Source organism: Enterocloster sp. (assembly GCF_057861365.1).
On record NZ_DBMACH010000006.1, the window covers coordinates 143,659 to 167,275 of the forward strand.

Annotated in this window: 18 protein-coding genes; 2 read left to right on the top strand and 16 right to left on the bottom strand. The window is 47.7% G+C overall.

From position 1 onward, the window contains the following. Window positions 1-20 precede the first annotated feature (20 nt). The 6 genes from ilvD to metG form a co-directional block, all read right to left on the bottom strand. The gene (ilvD, locus tag ACZM6M_RS08465) at window positions 21-1,745 is read right to left on the bottom strand and encodes a dihydroxy-acid dehydratase (protein ID WP_296034700.1); all 1,725 of its coding nucleotides are present in this window, start codon (window positions 1,743-1,745) and stop codon (window positions 21-23) included. Between the two features lie 240 nt (window positions 1,746-1,985). Further along, a complete protein-coding gene (locus ACZM6M_RS08470) occupies window positions 1,986-2,705 on the bottom strand; it encodes a FadR/GntR family transcriptional regulator (protein ID WP_418497241.1) in 720 nt (239 codons plus the stop codon). Window positions 2,706-2,736: 31 nt separating this feature from the next. Continuing rightward, window positions 2,737-4,497 carry an oleate hydratase gene (locus tag ACZM6M_RS08475; protein ID WP_489490183.1) on the bottom strand — a complete coding sequence of 587 codons (1,761 nt, stop codon included), beginning with the start codon at window positions 4,495-4,497 and terminating at the stop codon, window positions 2,737-2,739. Between the two features lie 68 nt (window positions 4,498-4,565). Continuing rightward, window positions 4,566-5,441, bottom strand: coding sequence for a 16S rRNA (adenine(1518)-N(6)/adenine(1519)-N(6))-dimethyltransferase RsmA (gene rsmA / locus ACZM6M_RS08480; RefSeq protein WP_418497239.1), 876 nt, complete (start codon window positions 5,439-5,441; stop codon window positions 4,566-4,568). Window positions 5,442-5,445: 4 nt separating this feature from the next. Continuing rightward, window positions 5,446-6,219 (bottom strand): TatD family hydrolase, encoded by a 774-nt coding sequence (locus tag ACZM6M_RS08485; RefSeq protein ID WP_066543219.1) that lies wholly within the window; start codon window positions 6,217-6,219, stop codon window positions 5,446-5,448. Between the two features lie 141 nt (window positions 6,220-6,360). After that, entirely contained in the window at window positions 6,361-8,352 is a 1,992-nt protein-coding gene (gene metG / locus ACZM6M_RS08490; RefSeq protein ID WP_296034898.1) for a methionine--tRNA ligase, read from the bottom strand. A gap of 283 nt (window positions 8,353-8,635) precedes the next feature. Between metG and ACZM6M_RS08495 the strand changes: the two genes are divergently transcribed. Both ACZM6M_RS08495 and ACZM6M_RS08500 read left to right on the top strand, forming a co-directional pair. Then, window positions 8,636-10,474 (top strand): DUF885 domain-containing protein, encoded by a 1,839-nt coding sequence (locus ACZM6M_RS08495; protein ID WP_484076495.1) that lies wholly within the window; start codon window positions 8,636-8,638, stop codon window positions 10,472-10,474. Between the two features lie 90 nt (window positions 10,475-10,564). Further along, on the top strand, window positions 10,565-10,846 hold the full coding sequence (locus ACZM6M_RS08500; protein WP_484076494.1) for a type II toxin-antitoxin system RelB/DinJ family antitoxin: 282 nt from the start codon (window positions 10,565-10,567) through the stop codon (window positions 10,844-10,846). Window positions 10,847-11,004: 158 nt separating this feature from the next. Here the strand turns inward: ACZM6M_RS08500 and ACZM6M_RS08505 are convergent, their stop codons facing one another. From ACZM6M_RS08505 to ACZM6M_RS08550, 10 genes are all read right to left on the bottom strand, one after another. Next, window positions 11,005-11,844 (bottom strand): MBL fold metallo-hydrolase, encoded by an 840-nt coding sequence (locus ACZM6M_RS08505; RefSeq protein WP_096807378.1) that lies wholly within the window; start codon window positions 11,842-11,844, stop codon window positions 11,005-11,007. Next, window positions 11,819-13,282, bottom strand: coding sequence for an MFS transporter (locus ACZM6M_RS08510; protein ID WP_484076493.1), 1,464 nt, complete (start codon window positions 13,280-13,282; stop codon window positions 11,819-11,821). Before ACZM6M_RS08510 ends, ACZM6M_RS08505 begins: the two co-directional genes overlap by 26 nt. Next, complete coding sequence (locus tag ACZM6M_RS08515) at window positions 13,245-14,357, bottom strand: substrate-binding domain-containing protein (protein WP_418497233.1); 1,113 nt, start codon at window positions 14,355-14,357, stop codon at window positions 13,245-13,247. Before ACZM6M_RS08515 ends, ACZM6M_RS08510 begins: the two co-directional genes overlap by 38 nt. A gap of 69 nt (window positions 14,358-14,426) precedes the next feature. Then, on the bottom strand, window positions 14,427-14,597 hold the full coding sequence (locus tag ACZM6M_RS08520; RefSeq protein ID WP_489490123.1) for a hypothetical protein: 171 nt from the start codon (window positions 14,595-14,597) through the stop codon (window positions 14,427-14,429). A gap of 317 nt (window positions 14,598-14,914) precedes the next feature. Then, on the bottom strand, window positions 14,915-15,463 hold the full coding sequence (spoVT, locus tag ACZM6M_RS08525) for a stage V sporulation protein T (protein ID WP_066543255.1): 549 nt from the start codon (window positions 15,461-15,463) through the stop codon (window positions 14,915-14,917). Window positions 15,464-15,595: 132 nt separating this feature from the next. Further along, window positions 15,596-16,201 (bottom strand): metallophosphoesterase family protein, encoded by a 606-nt coding sequence (locus tag ACZM6M_RS08530; protein ID WP_317439785.1) that lies wholly within the window; start codon window positions 16,199-16,201, stop codon window positions 15,596-15,598. Between the two features lie 4 nt (window positions 16,202-16,205). Next, entirely contained in the window at window positions 16,206-18,155 is a 1,950-nt protein-coding gene (locus ACZM6M_RS08535) for a BMP family ABC transporter substrate-binding protein (RefSeq protein ID WP_066543259.1), read from the bottom strand. A gap of 26 nt (window positions 18,156-18,181) precedes the next feature. Then, window positions 18,182-21,757, bottom strand: a complete 3,576-nt coding sequence (mfd, locus tag ACZM6M_RS08540) for a transcription-repair coupling factor (protein WP_337434427.1) — start codon at window positions 21,755-21,757, stop codon at window positions 18,182-18,184. 194 nt (window positions 21,758-21,951) lie between these two features. Then, window positions 21,952-22,521, bottom strand: a complete 570-nt coding sequence (gene pth / locus ACZM6M_RS08545) for an aminoacyl-tRNA hydrolase (RefSeq protein WP_418762347.1) — start codon at window positions 22,519-22,521, stop codon at window positions 21,952-21,954. A gap of 215 nt (window positions 22,522-22,736) precedes the next feature. Next, on the bottom strand, window positions 22,737-23,489 hold the full coding sequence (locus ACZM6M_RS08550) for a transglycosylase domain-containing protein (RefSeq protein ID WP_066543266.1): 753 nt from the start codon (window positions 23,487-23,489) through the stop codon (window positions 22,737-22,739). Window positions 23,490-23,617: the final 128 nt, after the last annotated feature.

Consider the following 23,617-nt stretch of genomic DNA (forward strand, 5'->3'; position numbering starts at 1 on the left):
ACGGGAGGCCCACACGACTCTTAAACCATATACCCCCCCTTCATAGGAGACACCGCGTGTTCGGAATAAATCTTTAACACGCCCTTTGTATACTTCGGAGCCTTGGGCTTCCATGCCGCACGGCGTTCTGCCAGAACCTTATCTACCTCTTCCTTCGTCATCTCCTGACCGTGGATTCCCACGATTTCCAGAACACGCTCCGGAATATCAATGCGGATCAGATCCCCTTCCTCTACCAGGGCAATGGGGCCTCCATCTGCGGCCTCAGGAGACACATGGCCGATAGCCGGTCCCTTGGAAGCGCCGGAGAAGCGTCCGTCTGTAATCAGAGCAATGGTCTTTCCAAGCTCCGGATCAGAAGAAATGGCCTCTGTGGTATAGAACATCTCAGGCATACCGGAGCCCTTTGGTCCCTCATAGCGGATAAATACCGCATCACCCGGCCGGATCTTGTGGGACAGCACTGCTGCAATGGCATCTTCCTCACAGTCGAATGGTCTTGCCTTTAATACAGCCTTAAACATTTCCTTCGGCACTGCAGAATGCTTTACAACGGAGCCTTCCGGAGCCAGGTTTCCTCTTAAAATCGCCACCGTTCCGTCGGTGCCGATGGGTTCGTCAAAGGTACGGATCACATCGGTGCGCTTTAAGCCCCATTTTTTTAAATAGCTCTCGCACTTGTCATAGAAACCGTTTTTCTTTAAGTCCTCCAGATTTTCGCCCAGAGTCTTTCCTGTAACGGTCATCACATCCAGGTGGAGCATGGACTTGATCTCCTCCATCACTGCAGGAACGCCGCCTGCATAGTAGAAGAACTGTGCCGGCCACTTGCCTGCGGGGCGAATATCCAGAAGGTAATGAGCCCCCCGATGCATCCGGTCAAAGGTATCTGCATCAATCTCGATACCCAGCTCATGGGCCATGGCCGGAATATGGAGCAGGGAATTGGTGGAGCCGGAGATGGCAGCATGTACCATAATGGCATTTTCAAAGGCCTTTTCTGTTACAATGTCGCTGACCTTGATTCCCTTCTTTACAAGCTCCATTACCTGTTTTCCTGCCTTGTAGGCCATTTCCTTTAAGTCCTCGCAGGTAGCGGGCATCAGGGCAGAACCTGGGAGCATCAGACCCAGAGCCTCAGCCATGATCTGCATGGTGGAAGCGGTTCCCATAAAGGAGCAGGCTCCGCAGGAAGGGCAGGCGTGGTGCTTATAATAGGTAAGCTTTTCATCTGTAATCTCTCCTCTCTGGCACATGGCAGAATACATACCGATCTGCTCCAGTGTTAAGAGATCAGGGCCTGCATCCATCACGCCTCCGGTGATCACGATAGAAGGCATATCCAATCTTGCCAGTCCCATCAGGCATGCAGGTACGGACTTGTCGCAGCTGGCAATAAATACGCCGCCGTCAAAGCCGGTGGAATTTCCATGGATCTCGATCATATTTGCGATCATATCGCGGTGAGCCAGAGAATAGTTGATGCCGTCATGTCCCTGGGCAATGCCGTCACAGATATCCGTTGTATAATATCTGGCGCCTCTTGCTCCTGCGTCGGTGATTCCTCTCATGGCTTCCTCTACAAACTGATCCAGATGGGCGCTTCCCGGATGGCTGTCCCCGAAGGTGCTCTCTACCAGGATCTGGGGCTTATCCAGATCCTCCACCGTCCATCCCATACCAATCTTTAAGGGATCATTTTCCGGCGCAAGTGCTCTTACTCTCTGACTGTTCAGTTCCTTCATGTTGGTTCCTCCTTCTTTCTATAACAATTTCGTTTCATAATCATCAGATGTTTTCTTTTTTAATCATATCATTTCATAAATATAATTACAAGTCATCAGACTACTATTCTACTTTTTGCCAAAAACTCGGATGTTTTTTTAGGTATGATACACAAAAAGCCCAGATATTTCGCTTTATCCAGGCTCCTGTCAAACATATAATGTAATTTTTACGGTAAAATCATCTGATATCTTACCCTGTTACTCCTTGTGATTTTTTTCTTTTTCCTCCCGGATCAGCTTCAGGATCATATTCCGGTTGTAGGTCATATGCATCATCATGGCGGTTTTTGCTCCAATGGGATCCCGATCGGAAATGGCGTCCACAATGGCTCTGTGCGTCATAACGGTTTCCTTTGTAAGCCGTTGGTGGGTCACATTTACAAACATCATTACTGCCGTATCAATAATGGGGATCAGCTGCTCCACCACCTTATTACCGGAGCACCGGGCCACGCTGGTATGAAAAGCAATATCATCCTGAATGTACATATCTCCTGAAGCGATCCGTTCCTCTACCCGTTCGCAGCAGCAGCGCAGCTCCAAAATTGCTTTCTCTGTGGCATTTAATGCCGCCATTTCTGCAATACCAGGCTCCAGGATCAGCCGCACATTGACCAGATCCAGCGCCAGCGCCATCTTATCCTCTGCTCCGCTTAAACCCAGAGGATCCAGATCGGAAGGCGTTGTATTTACCACATAAGTGCCGGATCCCCGGCGCACCTCTAAAATCCCCTGGGAAACCAAAAGCTTTACCGCTTCCCGGATGGTGCTGCGCCCCACGCCAAATTTTTCTCCCAGCTCAAACTCATTTGGAAGTTTGGAGCCCGGTTCAAGAGGCGTCTCCAAAATATAGTGATAAATCTGCTCCTGAACCTGCTCTGCCAGAAGCTTACTTTTAATATTGGAAAATCCTCCCATTTTCATCTCCTCTGTTCCCTGATATCCGCAGTTACCGAAACGCCTTAAGCACTGCCTTAAGCAGCACTCTGGGATGCTTCCAGTACGGTGTCACAGGAATCACCTTCCGGCGCACATCCATCAGGCTGTATACAGCCATTCTGGCGGCCCGTACCGAATATTCCTCTGTAAACGCCGTATCCTCCGGTATTTCCACAAACTGTCCGATCATGGCAAAATTTCCGGAACCTGCCGGAATGACTTTCGGGCGGTCTGTATATTTCCTTGGAGCAAGAGCCGCGTCTGCATAAGGCATCCGGCAGGGGATCACATTGATCACCGTATCCATCAGCTCCTCCATACGCTTTTCATTTACATGAAGATGGCTTAAATATTCCTTCAGGATCTCCTGTCCCGTGCAGTCCTTCATGGGCTTTTTCACATAATCCCCCTCTGCCTCCGGATACAGTCCATAGCCCCAGAATACAGTCACATCCTCAGGCTGACCTGCAAAATAAGGCTGAACCGCCACGGTACTGCTTATAAGCCAGCCGGAATCCTTAAAGGTCATAAGTGCCCCGCTTCCGGGAGCATTTCCTGAAAATTCCTCAACCGCCTTTAAAAGCGCATCTCCCCTGGCTGTCACAGTAAAGCTCATCCAGCCGTTTTTCTCCGGACAGGCAAAAAACGGCTCCGGTGCTCCCATTCCCGGCTTCACACAGGCAATCCTTGACCATAGCTCGCTGCTCATGGACTTTTTTGACGGAGCAGGAGCCGGAGTGTCCATATCTCCCAAAGAAAAGCTGTCCGTCATACAGCCCGTTGTCATAATGCAGAAATCTCCCGGTTTCAGTTCTGCTTTCTCAAAAGCAAAGGACTCCCTTGACTCATCCTCATCCTGAAGCCTGCGTTTTAAGTACAGCGTTTTAACCGTAATACCTGAACCGGAAGCAAACTCCATATCTGTCACCTGACAGTCCTCTATAAACTCCACACCTCTGGAACGCAGATAAACTTCCAGAGGACGGATCAGGCTGTCATAGGGATTGAGAGGCAGGCCGATCATGCCCTCCCTGGTGTCAATACGGCCAAACTCCAGCAGCATCCTCTTCACACGGCGTCTGAATTCAGACAGGCTGCTCCCCTTTTTAAAAGCAAAAGCAGTCTGCCACATATACCAGAAGCTTGTCTCAAATATATGAGGCGTTTCCTTAAACCAGTCCTCTATGGTCAGGCTGTCCAGCTTCTTTTCATCTGTCAGCAGAAGCCGGAAAAGAGCCATCCTGTCCCCCTGATCAAAGCCCATGGATTTTACATTTAAAAACGTTCCCTCCTGGTCTGCCAGACGTCCATGGGTACGTCCGGAATGAGAATGGGCAAACTCCTGAATTTCCTCTGCAACGCTGCGCCCTGTTTTTTTTAAGGATGGAATGGTATCAAACAGCTCCCAGAAATTCTCATATGTCTTTTCATTGAGCATATGGCCGCCGCGGCATACATAACCCTTTTCCGGTGTTCCCGCTCCGTCATTTCCTCCCCCCAGGATATGGGTTCCCTCATAGATGGTAATGTGGGAGCCGGGGAAATTACAATCCCGGATCAGATAAGCGGCTGCAGCCATGGACGCCAGGCCGCCGCCGATCAGGTACGCCCTGCGGCTGCCGTAGTCGCGGTTTCGCACCAGTGCGGCATCAATTGCTGCCTGCCGCTCCTCTTCCTTTCTGTGCCTTACCTTTTTCAGTTCTCTTAACGTAACGAGCGCCGCTGTACCTGCAGCTGCCGCCCCAAGGATGCGGGCCGTCCGTCTGTTCATAGCCATATCGATCCCTTCCTTTCTTTTACCTGCTCATCCGATCACAGAACTCCCCATTTTACCCTGTTTTATTTTCCTTTCAGGTCTGAAAATGCATTTGCCAGGGCTGCAAACTGTTCCAGCGTCAGAGCCTCTCCCCGCACTGCTGCAGGAAGCCCCAGTCCTTCGATCACTGCCACGATCTCCTCCTTGGAAAATGACAGCTCCGGAGAGTTGTTTAATCCGTTCTGCAGTGTCTTTCTTCTTTGATTAAAAGACGCACGGATCAGGCGGAACATAAGCGCCGTATCCTTTACATGAACCGGCGGTTCCTGATAGCGGGTCAGACGAATTACTGCAGAACCCACATTTGGCCGGGGGATAAAGCAATTTGGAGGCACATTTGCCACGATATAGGGGCTGGCGTAGTACTGCACCGCCAGGGACAGAGCGCCGTAATCCTTGGAGCCCGGCCCTACCTGCATCCGGTCTGCTACTTCCTTCTGGACCATTACCGTGATATTTTCGATCGGAACATTACTTTCAAAAAGTCCCATGATAATTGGCGTAGTAATATAGTAGGGAAGATTTGCCACTACCTTTATTGGCCTTCCCTGATTATACTCCTTTACCAGCTGATTCATGTCTACCTTAAGGATATCCTCATTGATCACAGTCACATTGGAATAGTCCTTTAAGGTCTCTGCCAGGATCGGAAGCAGGTTGGTATCAATTTCCACCGCTACCACTCGGCCCGCATGCTCTGCCAGATACTGGGTCATGGTTCCGATTCCGGGTCCGATTTCCAGAACGCAGTCGTCCTGTGTAATACCAGCGGCATTTACGATCTTATCCAGTACATGGCTGTCGATCAGGAAGTTCTGTCCGAACCGCTTCTGAAATGCAAACTGGTATTTCTGAATGGTTTCTATGGTCTTTTGCGGGTTTACTAATTTATTATCCATTAATTCAATTCTCCTTCAGCCGGTATAACCGTTCTGCATTTTCCCAGGTGATCCGTTCCACGGTTTCCCGGTCGGTTCCCTTGATCTGTGCCAGACGCTCCGCTACAATTCCCAGATTCAGGGAAGAATTGCGTGTTCCACGAAATGGCACCGGAGCCAGATAGGGGCAGTCCGTTTCCAGTACAATGGAGCTTAAAGGCGCATATTCTGCCACCTCTACCAGCTTTTTAGCATTTTTAAAGGTGAGGACGCCGCCGATTCCCAGATAAAAGCCCATATTCAGGTATTCTCTGGCCATTTCCTTTGTGTAGGAAAAGCAGTGGATCACGCCTCCAAGCTCCTCTGCATGTTCGGCCTTCATAATATCCAGAGTGTCTTTTGCCGCATCCCGGCTGTGGATGATCACAGGAAGCTTCAGCTCCTTTGCCAGATCAAGCTGGGCTGCAAACCATTTCTTCTGAATCTCATGCTCCGGTTCCTCCCAGTAGTAATCCAGACCGATTTCTCCTACTGCCCGGATCTTCTCTGAAGCGCACCAGGCCTTCATCCGGTCCATTCCGCAGGCATCCAGCTCTGCTGTTTCGCTGGGATGGACTCCTATGGCTCCATAGATAAAGGGATACTGCTCCGTGAGAGCCAGAGTCGTTTCGCAGCTTTTTAAGCTGGCAGCCACATTGGTCACTGCCTGTATGCCCTGAGATGCCAGACTGCCTAAAAGTGCCTCTCTGTCATCATCAAATGCCTCATCATCATAATGGGCGTGTGTATCAAAAATCATCTTGCCATCTCCTCTGTTCAGTTAAAAACTGCCGCAGAACACAAACCTCCTGACGGCGGCCTGCATCCTGCGGCAGCAGGGACTTAATCCGGTTCTGATCTCACAGACCTCATGTTATCCCAAATTTTATATAAGTCATTATCAGCAGATCTCAGCTCCTGCCGGCATCTTCTTCTCCGGCGTCATCAGCGCCAGATTTCCCTCTGCATCCTCTGCACAGAGAATCATACCCTCAGAAAGCATTCCCGCAAGCTTGGCAGGCTTTAAGTTTGTCACTACCATGACCTTCTTTCCTACCATTTCCTCTGGTGTGTAATGAGCCTTGATTCCGCTGATGATCTGGCGGGTCTTCGTTCCGATCTTAACCTGAGAGCATAACAGCTTCTTGGACTTGGGAACAGCCTCGCACTTAATGATCTCGCCTACCTGGAACTGAAGCTTTGCAAAGTCATCATAGGTGATTTCTGCCTTTGGCTCCAGGTCAATCCCGTCCTCTTCCTCTGCGTTCTCTGCATCAGCGCCGCTTTCCTTTGCAGCCTCTGCCGCCTGAGCTGCCTGCAGAGCCTCTGCCTTCTCAAGTACCTCTTTTACATCCATACGGGCAAACAGGATCTCCGGCTTGTCTGTTACCTGGTTTCCGGACGGATACAGGCCAAAGGTCTGCAGCTCATCCAGACTGCGCTTTGCAGTATTTAACTGAGCCAGGATCTTTGCAGAGGTCTCAGGCATAAAGGACTCCAGTAAGGATGCTCCGATGGTAATAGCCTCTGTGAGGTTGTAAAGAACAGTGGAAAGTCTGTCCTTCTTCTCCTCATCCTTTGCCAGTACCCAGGGAGCAGTCTCATCAATATATTTATTGCTTCTTCTGAAAATATTGAAGATTTCTGTAATCGCATCCGCCACTCTCAGCTGATCCATCTTGGCGTCAGCCTTCTTAACAGCCTCAAGCACAACGGCCTTTAAGTCCTCATCCTCAGGAGCAGTCACGCTCTTATCAGCCACAACGCCGCCAAAGTACTTATTGGTCATGGAAATGGTACGGTTTACCAGATTTCCAAGGATATTTGCAAGGTCAGAGTTCATGCGCTCCACCATCAGCTCCCAGGAGATCACGCCGTCATTTTCAAATGGCATCTCATGAAGCACAAAGTAGCGCACAGCGTCTACGCCGAAGAAATCCACCAGAGTATCTGCATAAAGCACATTTCCCTTGGACTTGCTCATCTTGCCGTCGCCCTGGAGAAGCCACGGATGGCCGAACACCTGCTTTGGCAGGGGCAGATCCAGAGCCATCAGGAAAATAGGCCAGTAAATGGTATGGAAACGGATAATGTCCTTACCGATCAGATGAAGGTCTGCAGGCCAGTATTTCTTAAACTGATCTGTATGATTTCCGTCACAATCATAACCGATTCCCGTAATATAGTTGGTAAGAGCGTCCAGCCATACATAGGTAACGTGCTTTGGGTCAAAGTCTACCGGGATACCCCATGAAAATGTGGTTCTGGATACGCACAGATCCTGTAAGCCCGGAAGCAGGAAGTTGTTCATCATCTCATTTTTGCGGGATACCGGCTGGATAAACTCCGGATGCTCGTTGATATATTCAATGAGCCTTGGAGCATATTTGCTCATACGGAAGAAATAAGCCTCCTCCTTGGCAGGCTGCACCTCACGGCCGCAGTCGGGACATTTTCCATCCACCAGCTGGGACGGGGTCCAGAAGGACTCGCAGGGAGTACAGTAAAGGCCCTCATAAGCGCCCTTGTAGATATCGCCCTGATCATAAAGCTTTTTAAAAATCTTCTGAACCTGAGCCTCGTGATCCTTATCTGTGGTGCGGATAAACTTGTCATAGGAGGTATTCATCAGATCCCAGATCCGGCGGATCTCTCCTGCGGAGCGGTCTACAAACTCCTGAGGCGTAACGCCTGCAGCCTCTGCCTTCTCCTCGATCTTCTGTCCATGCTCGTCCGTACCGGTCTGGAAGAATACATCATAGCCCTTTGCTCTTTTATATCTTGCGATACTGTCAGCCAGCACGATCTCATAGGTATTGCCGATATGGGGCTTACCAGAGGCATATGCAATGGCTGTTGTAATATAATATGGTTTTTTACAGTCCTGACACATTTTATTTTCCTCTTTTTTCTGGATTCGGGTCATTCAAAGCGCAGGGCGCTCCTGCCCGTTTTAATGGTTTAAGTATAAGCGTTTCCCACATTTTCGTCAAGACAGCGCCCCTCATAAGTTGTTTTTTCCGCTCGTATAATATATACTACAATTCAGGATGGCGAGAACTCAGGTACAAAGTCGGGCGTCAAGCCCGCTTGTAAGCCCGCCTTTGTACCTGAGTTCACATCGGATGAATATCCCGCAAAAACATACCTTATCAAATTTCGGAGGAATATAACACATGACCCTATCAACCCATACAAAAAAACATTTATGGCTGCAGACTCTTTTAGCCCTGCTCCTGTCCATTTCCCTGCTGACCGGCTGCGCCGCTCCCGCTGCGCCCGCCCCGTCTGAAGCTTCCTCTCAGGCGGAAGCCGCTGCCTCAGCCTATGAACAGTATGACGAGGACACCTTAAAAGTCCAAAGTGACTTCGACGCCTTTACGGACCAGCTCTTCTGCTCTGAAGTCGCCCAGTCCCCGATTACGCTTCACTACACTCTGGCAGATCCATCCTCATACGGCATCACCGACTATCCCAGAGATCTGGGGACTGTTTCTGTTGAGGACATAAAAAAAGACCTGACCGACGTCAGGGAGCTGTACAGCCGCCTGACTGCGCTGGACAGCCGGAAGCTGCGCGAGGACCAGCTTCTTACCTATACCATTCTTTCATCATACTTAAATACCTGCCTGTCTCTGGAGGGACTGGAACTCTATGACCAGCCGCTCTCTGCTACTCTGGGCATACAATCCCAGCTTCCCATTCTCTTATCTGAATACCAGTTTTATACCCGTCAGGATGTAGAAGACTACCTGTCTCTTTTATCGTCCATAAAAACCTACTACGACAGCATCATTGCCTTTGAACAGCAGAAATCCGAGGCCGGACTGGGACTGTGCGACGCAGTCATCGACCGGATCATTCCATCCTGCAGCGCCTATCTGATCGACGCAGATCACAGCTTTATGGCAGAAACCTTTGCTTCCCGTTTAAATAGGATCGACGGCCTTACAGAGCAGGAAAAAAATGACTATATCTCCCGAAATAAAGCTGCTCTGAACGAGCATTTCGTGCCTGCCTACGAAAGCCTGATCGAGGGCTTAAAAACCCTGAAGGGAAAGGGAACCAATGACGGCGGCCTGTGCCATTTTCCCGAAGGAAAACGGTACTATGAATACCTGGTAAACGCCCAGACCGGCACGTCCTATAAGGATATCCCTTCCCTGAAAAAGGCAGTGATGGATCAAATGGCGGATGATCTCACCGCAGTCGATGAGCTGCTCACAGCAGATCCCTCTCTGAGTGAAAAAATCCTTTCCTACCGCTTTTCTCCCGAAAAGCCCGAAGAGATCCTGGAAGCCTTAAAAACTCAGTGCCAGCAGGATTTTCCCGAATTAACCGGCTATTCCTACACCATTAAGTCTGTTCCCAAGCCTCTGGAAAGTATTTTAAGTCCGGCCTTTTATCTCACTGTGCCCTTAGACCGTCCTCAGGACAATTCCATTTACATCAACAACGGAACCACAGGAAGCTCCAGCCTTTACACTACCATTGCCCATGAGGGCCATCCGGGCCATATGTATCAGAACCAGTATTTTAACCAGAATCAGCACTGTAATTTAAGAAGTATCCTTGATTTTAAGGGCTATTCCGAGGGCTGGGCTACCTATGTGGAGCACTATGCCTATACTCTGGAAAATAACGGTCTGGAGAAAGGCGTAGGAGAACTGCTGCATCACAATGCGGCCTTTACTCTGGCTCTTTACGCCATTCTGGATATCAGCATCCACTATGAGGGCTGGGATATGGAGCAGGTAAAGAATTATCTGGATCTTTACTTTAAGATCACAGACCCTGATGTGGTATCCTCTATCTATTATGAAATAATGGAGAATCCCGCCAATTACCTTACCTACTATACAGGTTATCTGGAAATCCTCACCATGGAACGGGAGGCCAGACAGACACTTGGCGCAAATTACTCCCAGCTGGAATTTAACCGCTTTCTTCTGGATATGGGGCCGGCGCCTTTTGGGGTAATCCGGACGTATTTTGTGAAGTGGCTGGTGAAGTAAATTATATGTATGCAAAACAATGTAAAACATTTTATTGACAATGTTTGCATCATTGCATATACTAAAGTTAAATGAAAGGAGGTAATTTTCATGGCTACAACTAATATCAATGTTCGTATTGATACAGAACTAAAACAGTCTGCTGAAGCACTGTTTGCGGATCTCGGACTTAATATGTCATCTGCAATTACTATGTTTCTTAAAAGCGCTGTCAGCCACGATGGTATACCTTTTGAAGTAAAGCGGATAACACCAAATGCTGAAACCAGAGCGGCACTTGCAGAGTATGGTGAGATAAAGAAACATCCGGACAAATATAAGAGATACTCATCTTTTGAGGATTTAATGGATGAGGTACTTGCAGATGCTTAACATTGTTCCCTCCAACCAATTCAGAAGAGATCTGAAACTCGCCAAAAAACGAGGGCTTAAACTGGAATGCCTCACCGCAGTTATTAATACTCTGGCAGCACAGAAGCAGTCAAAAGGGAGCGATTCCTTAAACCGCTCCCTTTTGCGTTTACCCCCTCTTATTCATCACACTGATACCACAGTTCTGCCTGTCCCAAACGTGCAACATCTCCCTTTCTGAATCCTATCTCTTCATATTTTCCCACAATGCTTCCATCCAGAAGTCCTCCCGTCAGTTCCAGATAATCTTTTACTATTGCCTTATCTAAAAGGATTCCGTCATGTCCGATTGCAAGTCTGTCAAATTTTTCCTGCTGTTCCCAGATTTTCTTCAGGCTTTCATGATAAATCCGAATCAGACGTTTGTCATTATCAGGCTGACGCATTAAAATAATGCTGTGGTTCACTGTATCTCCGCTGAATAACACGCGGCTTTGACTGTCCAGATAGCATACGCTTCCTTCTGAATGTCCCGGCGTATGTAATGCTGTTAATGTTCTCTCCCCCAGCTCAAAAATATCCCCATCCTTAACAGCCGTATATTCCCCTGTATATTCCGGTTCCTGCTCAGGTATCAGAGCGGTTATCGCTTCCACGTTGCCTTCACCCGGATAACGGACCGGCACCCGGGTCTTTACATAAAACCGGCGCATCTCATTCGTAGCAGGCATTTCCTGAAACAGTTTTTCATCCTCTTTCATCATATATACCGGGCTTTGGGGAAGGGTATAGATCCCTCCGCTGTGATCTGCATGACCATGGGTCAGAAAAATTTCAACCGGCTTCTGCGTCAGCTCTTTTACCGTCTCTCCCAGATTTCCAATCCCGCAGCCGGTATCAATTAAAGCGGCCTTTTCTTTTCCTTCTGCCAAGAAGGCATTCACCAGCCTGAACTCACTCAGACACCAGGTATTGGGCGCAATCTCAGTTATTTCATGCTTCATTTTCTGCATTTTCATTTAAAATTCTCTCCTCTGTCTCCTCGCTTTTTCTGCGAAGTTCCTCGCTGATTTCTCTCATTCGTGCATCGCTTACATTGTAAATAAATTTAAAGCAGACAAATGAAAGAAGAGCGCCAATCATCGGCCATGCGCCTCCCAGCATTTTGATTTTTTCTGGTACGCCTGCCAGCTGTCCCATGGAACCCAGAGTCGGATCATATCCAACCGCCTCCAGAAGAAGGGCAATGATCGATGTGCTGGCACTTGCAGCAAAAAATACAATAAATGTAATCGTTGCGTAGACCGTTCCATCATTTCTCTGTCCGGTCAGATACGCCTGATAATCTACCGCATCTGCAATCAGGGACCATAATAAAAGATTCAGGCAGGTAATACATGCAGATGCCATAAGCTGACAGAAAATCCATTCTTTAGGTCCAAGAGGAAGAAGCATATTGGCTCCATGCATAAGTGCCGATCCCAGAAGCGGCCATGTAACAAGCGCCTTTTTTCCAAAGCGTTTTACAAGAGGCTTCAAAAATACCATTCCCAAAAGCATTGGCCCCATTGTAGTAAGAGATGCCATAGCAAGACTGGATGTGTCCTGAAAATATGTCATAAATACATACTGGTTTAAAGTAGATACCGGCTGTATAAATAATTTAACGATCACATATGATGCAACTACCGCAATCATAACCCGATTATGCAGAAAGGATTTTGCTACCTGAAGATAGTTAATCTTCTCACCATTTTCATTAACCTTAACTTCTTCCACCAGAACGCGTTCATGAATCAGGGTATGTGCCAAAAACAGACATACTGTGCAGAACACTCCTAAAATAACAGACAGCAGAATAAATCTTCCGGCAATTGGATCATTATTCTGGTCAAACAGCAGGAGAGGCGCAATGGTTGTCGTTCCCATGCTGGCTGCAAAACTTCCTATGCTTCGGAAATTGGAAAGCTCCGTTCTCTCAATCTGATTCGTAGTAATAATATTGGACATTGCTCCATAAGGAACATTGATAAAGGTACCTATAATACCCCAGAAAAAATAGATGAGCAATACCCATACTATTTTTGCTGCATACGGCATAGCGTGAACATTCATAAATAGTATCAGCGTAAATATGGCATACGGAACTGCAAACCACAGCAGATACGGCTTCATTTTTCCATTTTTAGCAGGTGCACGGCGATCCACCGTTCTCCCGATAAATGTGTCATTTAACGCATCCAACGCCTTGCATATAAACACAATGCCTGCAAAATGAACTGCATTCATTCCTAAAATATTAACACAGAACAACATCAGATAACTGTTTACAATAACCTGCAGGCTGTTAAAGCCAAGGTCGCCGCACAGGTATCCTATCTTATCTCTCAGTCCAAATGCCGGGGCATTTTTCACATTTTCAATATATGCTATATTCCGTTTCTTCGCTGCTTCCATACTTTTCTTTCCTTCTTCTGTAGTAGACATAACTGTTGGACTGAATAATAATACGCGGAAGAACACTGTACCTTACAGGAAGCTTTTCATTCTTAACGATATTATTAAACAGCAGTTTCAGAGCCTGATATCCTACACTGAAGGGTTTTTTATCAATCACAGCGTCCAGCGCGCCTGTCTGCAATGCCTGACAGCTTTCCTCAAACAGTTCGCTTCCAATCACCGTTCCTGCATTTCTTCGTATCTTCGGATCAATTCTGAGAAATGCCGCTGTATGACGGGCACATGTAAAGTATATGCCTGACGGGTACTCTCCTTCTGACAGCTCCCGGGCGATTCGTTCTGACTGCTCTTCATTCAGTTTCAGTGCAGTTATACTGCACCTCAGTTCCGGACGTCTGCATTTTAATTCTTCTGCAAATACAGCTGCATTCTTATCTGCAAACGGAAGATCCTGACTGAATATCTTTATGTTTCCCTCCCCAACTGTCATCTTGTCCATAAGCTCTGCGGCCATTTTACCTGCAAGCTCTTCATCCGGACCTACCAGACAGGAGTATTGCGTATCATCCCGGCATTTCTGCAGAATGACAACAGGAATCCGTTTTCCCATAATACGGTTCAAAATAGCGGTATACCGCCTGTCATCTCCCAGATCCTCTTTATAAACGATTACTCCATCATAGCGAAATGGCCGTTCCTGATAAATATTATTCAGACAGGATAAAAATACCATACTCTCCAAATCATAAGCCGGATAATAATATTCCTGAAAAATAATATTATAGGGTTCAACCTCTTCTCTTTCCTGAAAATATCCATTCAGAATCTCCTGAACATACAGATGGCTGTCTGCATCGCTTTTTGGAAAAATCACCGCAATATGGATTGGTTTTTTTCGAAGGGAAGACGCTACATAATTAATCTCGTATCCCTGCTGTTTTGCAATTTCCATAATGCGTGTCCGCAGCTGTTCGCCGCAGCCTTCCTTGCCATTCAGCACCCGGTGTACAGTTGTGATAGAAACGCCTGCTGTTTCTGCAATTTGCTTCAGTGTGGTTGTTGATCTGCTCATTTTTTCAGTTCCTTTGCTGGCCAGCGAAAACTGTTAAGTAAACGTTAACGTAAATGTTTTCGTTATCGTTTACTTTTGGGTTACAATTTCTATGTTACCTGTTATATATGGGAATGTAAACGTATTTTTCCACAATAATTTTACATCGTTTTTGTGCATTATATACAATTTTTCCGTATTTTCCCCTTCTTTATCCTGTTTTTTCAATCTTTCGGAAACATTCTTTCCCTCATCGCACATCCTTCTCCTATTTCTGTCCGGACGATCCGCTTCGTTCCCATTTTTCCCTTTCTTTTTTTTCCGAAAAATTTACTCAAAAATGTGTTCTCATCTTTTTGTTTCTTACATCCGTTTTAGAAGCCTCCATACTGCCTCCCTCCTGCCAGAATGACCTTGAAACGGTTGTTCATATCAAACTTATTTTCCAGAACCTTTAAAGCCCTTTCCGACTGCAGTCCCCTGCAATACAGGAAAAAACACAAGCTTCATTCTCCGAATGATCAAGGGGAATAAAAAAAGGAAAGGCGAACATTCATCGTCTTTCCTTTCTTAATTTCTTAACTTTCCATCTGCCGTCCCAGAAATCCGGCGGCAGTGACTGCCAGCTTCATTTCCATCTCGCCAAACCGTGCCTTTGGTTCCCGGCTCATAAGGGATACAGAACCAATGGCGTCCCCTTCACAGATAATAGGAGCAATCACCTGGGCGGTAATGCCCTCCAGCTCTTCATCTACCAGCTGAATCACATTTTTTTCATCCTTTCCGGCTTGATAGGTGATACGGTCGTTGATGGCCTGCTCCAGAGAACGGCTTATAGTCTTTTGCAGCAGCTCCTTTCTGGAGCCGCCCGCCACAGCCACTACCTGATCCCGGTCTGTAATACAGACGATCAGTCCGGTAGACTGGGCCATGGCATCTGCATACTGGCCTGCAAAAGCAGTGAGCTCCATCATGGGAGAATACTTCTTTAAAATAATCTCTCCCTCACGGTCTGTAAAAATCTCGAGAGGCGTTCCTTCACGCAGCCGAAGGGTGCGCCGGATTTCCTTGGGTATTACCACCCGCCCCAGATCGTCGATTCTTCTTACAATTCCTGTAGCTTTCATTTCGCAGTTTCCTCCATTTTACATCTTTGTACTCTTTCTGAAATCATTGAAAAAGTACCTCCATTTATCCTTAAGACTGGTTGTAAATGTAGTATTTGTAAATGGTGGGATTTTATGCGCGAAATTTACTTCTCACTCCCCCTCCGGATACTCCACCACATAAAATTCATATCCGTTCACCACGGTCGTACTTCCATATGTATCCTTCCGTTTAAATTTTCCTCCGTAATTGGCATGGACATGGCCGTGGAAGAAAAATTTCGGGTGGTATTTATCCATCAGGGTAAGAAATGCTTTAAAGCCCCGGTGAGGCAGATCCTCCATATCATTCAGGCCGAAGGCCGGCGCATGGGTTACAAGGATATCAAAGCCTCTGTGCCAGAGAAGCTTCCATCTCAGCTTTCGGACGCGGGCCCGCATCTGGCGCTCTGTGTACTGGTTGGCCGAGCCCGGAATATATTCCATAGAACCTCCCAGCCCCAGGATCCGGACTCCCTTATACACATAAATATCGTCCTCAACGCAGATACAGCCCTCCGGCGGCTTATAGGCGTATTTATTGTCATGGTTGCCCCTTACATAAACTAAAGGCGCATGACACACGCTGGCAAAAAAAGTCAGATATTCCGGCGGAAGATCTCCGCAGGAAATCAAAAGGTCAATATCCTTAATCCTCTCAGGATCATAATATTCATACAGGAGCTTTGACTCCTGATCTGATAAAATCATTATATTCATACCGCTATTTCTCCGTCTGTACACTCTCGTCTACACGGATGCCCTGAAGCTGCATCCGTTCTCTTGCCTCGTCATTCAATTCTTCTAGATCCGGCACGCGTCCCACTACATTTTCAGCCAGCCAGTTCATGGTTACAATATCTTCTGAGCGCAGACGTTCTCCCTCCCTGCATCGGATGATTCCCTCCTGGTCATACATGAAACCGTCAAAGGGATGAAAGCTTCCGGAACGAACGGAATTTTTCAGAAATTCAATCAGGCGCAGCGTACCGTGAGGCAGGTTTCCGGAACAGATTACGTCGATCACATCTGCCGACATTCCCCACCAGTAATTAACCGCTTTTTTGCCCTTTCTGGCTTCCAGCTCCTCATTGCTTTCAAAGGCCAGCTGGATCATCTGCTCGTAGAATTTCCCCCAGTTCCAGATAGGCGAAGCCAGATTGAAAACCTCTCCATTATCTTCCTGTACATAAAGGCCGTATTCCCTGGACGGATGTCTGGGGATAATCATATCCTTTCCGGAAATGTACCGGATCCCCTGTTCTCTCAGCCGTTCTGCCGCTGTCTTTTCATGGTTGATCCTGCGCCATTCCAGATATACCTTTACATAAGGGTTGATCATCCGCGCGCCCATGGCAAAAGCGTTGATATCTGCAAGAATCCCATAGGTGGGCTGATCTGCAATATACCCCAGCTTATCCTCTCTGGAAACGGCTGCCGCTATAGCTCCCATAAGGAATTTTGCCTCATACATCCTTGCATAATACGTACAGATAGAGGAATAGGACATATTTACAGAACAGTTGTAAATCTTTACCTCAGGATGCAGAATGGCGGATCTCACGCTCTGATTTACCATCTTGGAATTTGTTGTAAATATCATGGTGCAGCCGGCCTGAACCAGTTTTTCTATGGCCCGGGCGATATCCCCTTCTGTATCTGCCCCTTCGATAACTACCGTGGAAATACGCCCCTCAAAGGCCTCCTCCAGATACTGCCGCCCCAGCTCATGGCCGTAATTCCAGCTGGAATTTTCAATGGTATCCGCATAAACAAATCCGATTTTCAAATGCTCCGGCATATCATCTGCCGGAAGAAGCCATTTCCATATGGACGGTTTATGCTCCGTTTCCATTTCCTCCGGTTCTTCGATCAGCTCTACCTTCCGTCCCCGGTTAGCAAGCTGGATCTCTTCCCAGATTTTCATCAGCGCCCGGTACATTTCCCGTTCTGTCTGTCCTTTTACGCTGTCGTAACCGTAGATTTCGATATAGACTAAAAACGCATCTCCCTCTGTGAGCTGAAGCTGATCCCCATGGGCCATACTGTAGGCCTTTGCAAAACGCCCGTAGGAGGAGCGGAAAAATAAACGTTCCTCCTGAGTCCAGACCTGATCCGGCTCCATTCCCATCAGTTCCAAAAGCTTCTTATAGCTGCCTTCCTTGCTGAACCATACATCACAGTTTGAAGAAATGCGGTAAAAATCCAGAAATTCATAATACAGCCTGTTTTCCTTGTCATCTGTACGTTTGGGGATCAGGCGCGTTACGCTTCCCGGTATGCTGTAGGCACCCAGATATTTCATTACACTGACCCGCTTATTTCCCTCCTGAACGTAAAACTGATTCATAAATTCGTAGGCAACAACCGGTTCCTGGATTCCCTCCTCTACCTGATACTTGTAAAGGGATGTCCATTTAGCCCCAAATTCGGACCGTTCCGGCAAAAGGGGCATAAAATTACTGGCAAAGGAGCTGGAACGCTCTGCCGTCTTTGTCCCTACCATTTTTGCCAGAGGAATATCCATTACCCCCAGATTGACAGTTGCTACAATATCTGTATTCGCCAGAATGTTATCCAGCACGGGAAGGTATGGATACTCGCCTCTTGCTAAAGCATCCTGATACCGCTTTCTTCCCATTTTCAATGCATATCCATAATCTGTATCCGGCATAACCGCTACCTCCTGTCTCCTGCTTTTTAATCTGCCCCGTTTCCGCCCGGTTCCTTCTGCCCCAGCTTCCCCAGCTGCTCCAGCATAGTTCTGGCCTTTTCCAGCATGATTAAGCTGTCGCTGTTTTTATTCTTTCGGTCCACATAGTGAAATACCGGCGTTTCTCCCGGCACCAGCTTTAATTCTCCCTTATAAGACTGCACAAAATCCGGAATCCTGGTCACATCCAGTTTCGCCTTCTGATACATGGTAAGCCGGATTTCCTGGCGGTTTACAAATACCTCTGTCACATAGGCTCTGTGTGCCAGAGCCCGCACCATGGCAATCTTTAAAAGATTCTCTACGCTCTTTGGGATATCTCCAAATCGGTCTAAGAGTTCATCCTGCATATCCATATATTCCTCATCCGTTTCAATGGTGGAAATCCTCTTGTAAATATCCAGCTTCTGATATTCATTTTTAATATAAGACGGAGGAATGTAGGCGTCAATATCACATTCTACCGAAGTTTCGTAAAGATCTGCCTCTGTTTCTTCCCCTTTCAATGCAAGCACTGCCTGATTAAGCATTTTGCAGTACAGATCATAGCCTACTGCCTCCATGTGGCCATGCTGCTCTGCGCCCAGCACATTTCCGGCCCCACGGATTTCCAGATCCCGCATGGCAATCTTGATGCCTGAGCCCAGCTCCGTAAACTCGCGGATCGCCTGAAGGCGCTTTTCTGCTTCTTCCTTTAAAAGCTTATCTCTCTTATACATGAGAAACGCATAAGAAACCCGGTTAGAACGTCCCACACGGCCCCTGAGCTGGTACAGCTGAGAAAGTCCCATATGGTCTGCATCGTGGATAATCATGGTATTGGCATTGGGGATATCCAGTCCTGTTTCAATAATTGTTGTGGATACCAGCACATCAATTTCCCCGTTGATAAAGTCCGTCATGATCCGTTCCAGCTCATGTTCTTTCATCTGTCCGTGGGCAAAGGTCACAACCGCATCCGGCACCATAGCCTGGATCTTTCCTGCTACCTCATCAATATCTGTTACACGATTGTATACATAATACACCTGTCCATTCCGGGCCAGTTCCCGGTTAATGGCCTCCCGTACCATTTCCTCATTATACTCCATTACATAGGTCTGAATGGGAGTACGGTCCACCGGCGGCTCCTCTAACACACTCATATCCCGGATTCCGGCCAGACTCATATGAAGGGTTCTGGGGATCGGCGTAGCGGTCAGGGTCATTACGTCCACATTTTCCTTCATCTGCTTGATCTTTTCCTTGTGGGTCACGCCAAAGCGCTGCTCCTCATCAATAATGAGAAGTCCCAGATCCTTAAACTGCAGGTCTTTTGAAAGAACCCTGTGCGTACCGATTACGATATCCACCAGCCCTTTCCGCAGCCCCTCCAGAGTTTTCTTCTGCTGGGCCGGGGTACAGAACCGGCTCATCATCTCGATTCTAACTGGAAAATCTTTCATCCTCTGAACAAAGGTATTGTAATGCTGCTGGGCCAAAATCGTAGTAGGAACCAGATAGACCACCTGCTTGCTGTCCTGTACTGCCTTAAACGCGGCCCGCAGGGCGATTTCTGTTTTTCCGTATCCCACGTCGCCGCAGATCAGACGGTCCATGATCTTTGGACTTTCCATATCCGTTTTTACAGCGTCAATGGCGTCTAACTGATCCTCTGTTTCATCATAGGGGAACAGCTCCTCAAACTCCTTCTGCCACACCGTATCGCTGCCGTACTGGAAGCCCTTCTGCTCCTGACGGGCCGCATAAAGCTTTACCAGATCCTTTGCGATTTCCTGAACGGCACCCTTTACCTTTGCCCTGGTTTTTGTCCATTCAGAGCCTCCCAGACGGTTGAGCTTTGGCTTTTTCGCCTCTGAGCCCGCATATTTCTGGATACTCTCCAGCCGGGTGGCAGGCAGATACAGATTGCCTCCATCTCCGTATTCAATCTTGATATAATCCTTTACCACCTTGTCCCGCTCTACCTTTTCAATTCCCCGGTAGATACCAAGGCCGTGCTCCTCATGGACTACATAATCTCCCACGGACAGCTCGGAAAAGCTCTGGATCGCCCGGCCCTGATAGCTCTGCTTCTTCCGTTTCTTTTTCTTCTTTTCCACCCCGAACATATCGCCCTCGGTAATGAAAACAAATTTAAGCAGAGGATATTCAAAGCCCCGGTGGAGATTTCCGTAGGTAACCATGATCTCTCCCGGAAGAACCTTCCGTTCTGCGCGGCTTTCCTCTCCTTCCGTCTCTCCGTCCGGACAGTAGGCCCGCAGATCATATTCCCGTAAATCCCCTGCCAGACGGCTGGCTCTTGTACGGGAGGCAGATAAAAGCACCACCCGGTAGCCTTCCTTTTTCCAGCGGGTCAGATCCTTAATTAAAATTTCAAAACTGTTCTGGTAAGAATTTACATTTCTCACATCAAAGCTGAACTTATGGTTCACCTTCATTCCCGGCAGCTTCTGATCCAGCCCTGTGAGCATAATGCTGTACGGCCCCTGAAGCCTTCCGAGAACCTGTCCTGCGGGATAGAGAAGCTCTGTCTGTCCCGGCAGCAGGTATCCCTTTTCCAACCGGTGAACCATGCTTTCACGAAATTCCAGCTCGATTGTTTCTCCCCGCTCCTTCAGCCGTCCCGGCTCGTCTAAATAAACAACACAGTCCCCTTGAGGAAAATAATCGGAAAATGATACAGTTTCTGGACAGAAATACCGGATATAGCCATCCAGTCCGCCTCTCTTCCAGCCCTCACGGATCCCTTCTGTCAATTCCCGTATGATTCCCTTAATCCGGATGGCTTCCTCACGGCGTTTCTGTCCCTCCAAAGCCTTCACATAAGAGGCCGTTTCCTCCTCCAAACGCTTTATCCCTTTCTCCAGCTGTCCTTTCGTTAAGACAGTTTCCGATGCAGGATAGATTACAACCCGGTCTAACTGTTCTACCGACCTCTGGCTTTCCGGATCAAAGGTACGGATGGAGTCCACCTCATCATCCCACAGTTCAATGCGCACCGGAACTTCCTCGGTGAGCGGAAAAATATCTATGATGCCTCCCCGGATGGAAAACTGGCCCATACCGTCTACCTGGCCCGTACGCTCATATCCCAGCTCTGTAAGCCGCTCCTTCCACTGATCCAGCTCAATAACCTGTCCGCATTCCACGGTCACTGCATGCTGCTTTAAAAATGCCAGAGGCATGAGATGATCCATCAGACCGTCGATTGTCGTTACAACTACACCGCCCTCATCCTCCATCAGATGGCGCAGTACAGAGATCCTCTGCCGGGTCATCAGATTTCCATGAATATCCGCAGCATAAAAAAGCAGATCCTTGGCCGGATAAAGCCAGACCTGCCGGGTAAAGCTGCGGAAATCATCATAGATTTCCTTGGCCCTCTGCTCATCATAGGTAACAACCAGCTTCCAGGGAAATCCCCCGTCCTCCCCCAGCTCATGCATGAGGTGAACCTTCTGGGATTCCAGCGTCCCGGCCGCCTGCAGAGGCCCCTTTGCCTTTTTTAAAGCCTCCAGAAGATTTTCATACTCCTGTAATTCCAGTAACGGATTTTCCATGATTTCCCTTTCTGCCTTTCCTTGATAATATTGAAGTTTCCGTACATTACAGTGTGACCTGCTGTCTGATACCCAGAGCGACTTTGGAGACCATTAGTAAACCTTAGAAAAATCTCAGTCTCCTAGGTTTTCTTATGGTCGGAAACCGGAGCTCTGGGTATCAGACTGCGGGGTGCGCTGTAATGTGCGGAAACTCACTCCTTATGCCCATTAAACTGATTCATCGCCGCCTCAGCCCCGTCTGTGATCATCACCTGAGCTGCTTTCGCCGCTGTCTTAAAGGCTTCTTCCATCACCCTTCTGTCCTCAGCAGAAAAACGGCCAAGCACATAGTCCGCCAGATCCATTCTAGGCGGCTTAGCCCCTACGCCTACCTTAATCCGGGGAAATTCCTGGATTCCCAGATGGGCAATGATGTTCTTTATTCCATTATGTCCTCCGGCGCTGCCCTTTCTGCGGATCCGGAGCTGTCCCGGCTCCAGACTGATATCGTCATATATTACAATGATATGCTCCGGATCGATTTTGTAGAAATCCGCCGCCTCCCTGACACTTTCACCGCTTAAATTCATAAAGGTCTGGGGCTTTAAAAGGATTACCTTTTCTCCACCGATGAGGCCTCTGCCATAAAGCCCCTTAAACTTCTTCTCCTCCACCGATGTATTGAGCATATCTGCCAGCACATCCAGGGTATCAAAACCTGCATTGTGTCTTGTCTTATCATACTCCCTTCCAGGATTTCCCAAACCAACGATCAAATACATATATCTGTTTTCCTCTTTCTTTATCTCAAAATTTATCCTCTTCCGCAGAAAAATGCCTGCGGTGCTGCATTGTCTGTCCATATGTCCGCCGTATACAGACACGCCCATAAGCGCTAGACTCCCGCACATGGGGTGTCTAACGCTTATCTTTTCTTTATTCTATCAAATTATAAGTGGATTGTAAATGCAGTGCGGCAGATCCGACCATCCAGCCTTTACGCCGCATCCGGTTCCTGATATTCCCTGGTCTCTGCCATAGTTTCTCTGGCCCGTTTTTCTGTAAAGAGTCCGCACTCCACCAGACGCTCCAGCACCTGCTCCTGGCGCTTGGCAGCCAGTGCCGGATTTACTGTGGGGGCATATTTGGAAGGAGCATTGGGAACACCGGCTAACAGAGTGCTCTCATAATCGTCCATATCCTCAGGAGCCTTTCCAAAGTAACCCTCACTGGCATCCTTAATGCAGTAGTATCCGTTTCCAAAGTAAATAGTATTCACATAAAGCTCAAGAATCTCATTTTTACTGTATTCCTTTTCCAGAGCAAAAGCCATAAATACCTCTGCCGCCTTGCGCTCCATCTTCTTTTCCTGTGTAAAATACAGGTTCTTTGCCAACTGCTGGGTAATGGTGCTTCCGCCTTCCACAAAAGCGCCTGCCCTTATATCATTGATAACCGCACGGGTAATGGCGATGGGGTCAATACCGATATGACCGTAAAAGCGGTGGTCTTCCACAGAGAGAACCGCATCTACATACGTTTCCGGAAGCTCTGCAAATTCCGTATAGTTTTCCTTGGAACGGATCTGCTCTACCTTGTCCTTAAGGCTGATCTGGCTGATGGCATCTCTGTACATATCATAGCCCTTCATGCCTACATTTACGCAGATACAAATAACCGCTGCCGCCATGATGCCAATGGTCCACTTAAGACCCCTTTTTAATATGTTCCAGTTTTTACCGGTTCTCATCTGTCCACCTTCTTTCTCTTTCGTACGTTTATTTCTTATAATATCATTCTAGCACATTCTCCCCCTTGTGTCCTTGAGAAAGCCTTAAAGAACTCTAACATAAATCTGACGCTTTCTGAAATATTTTC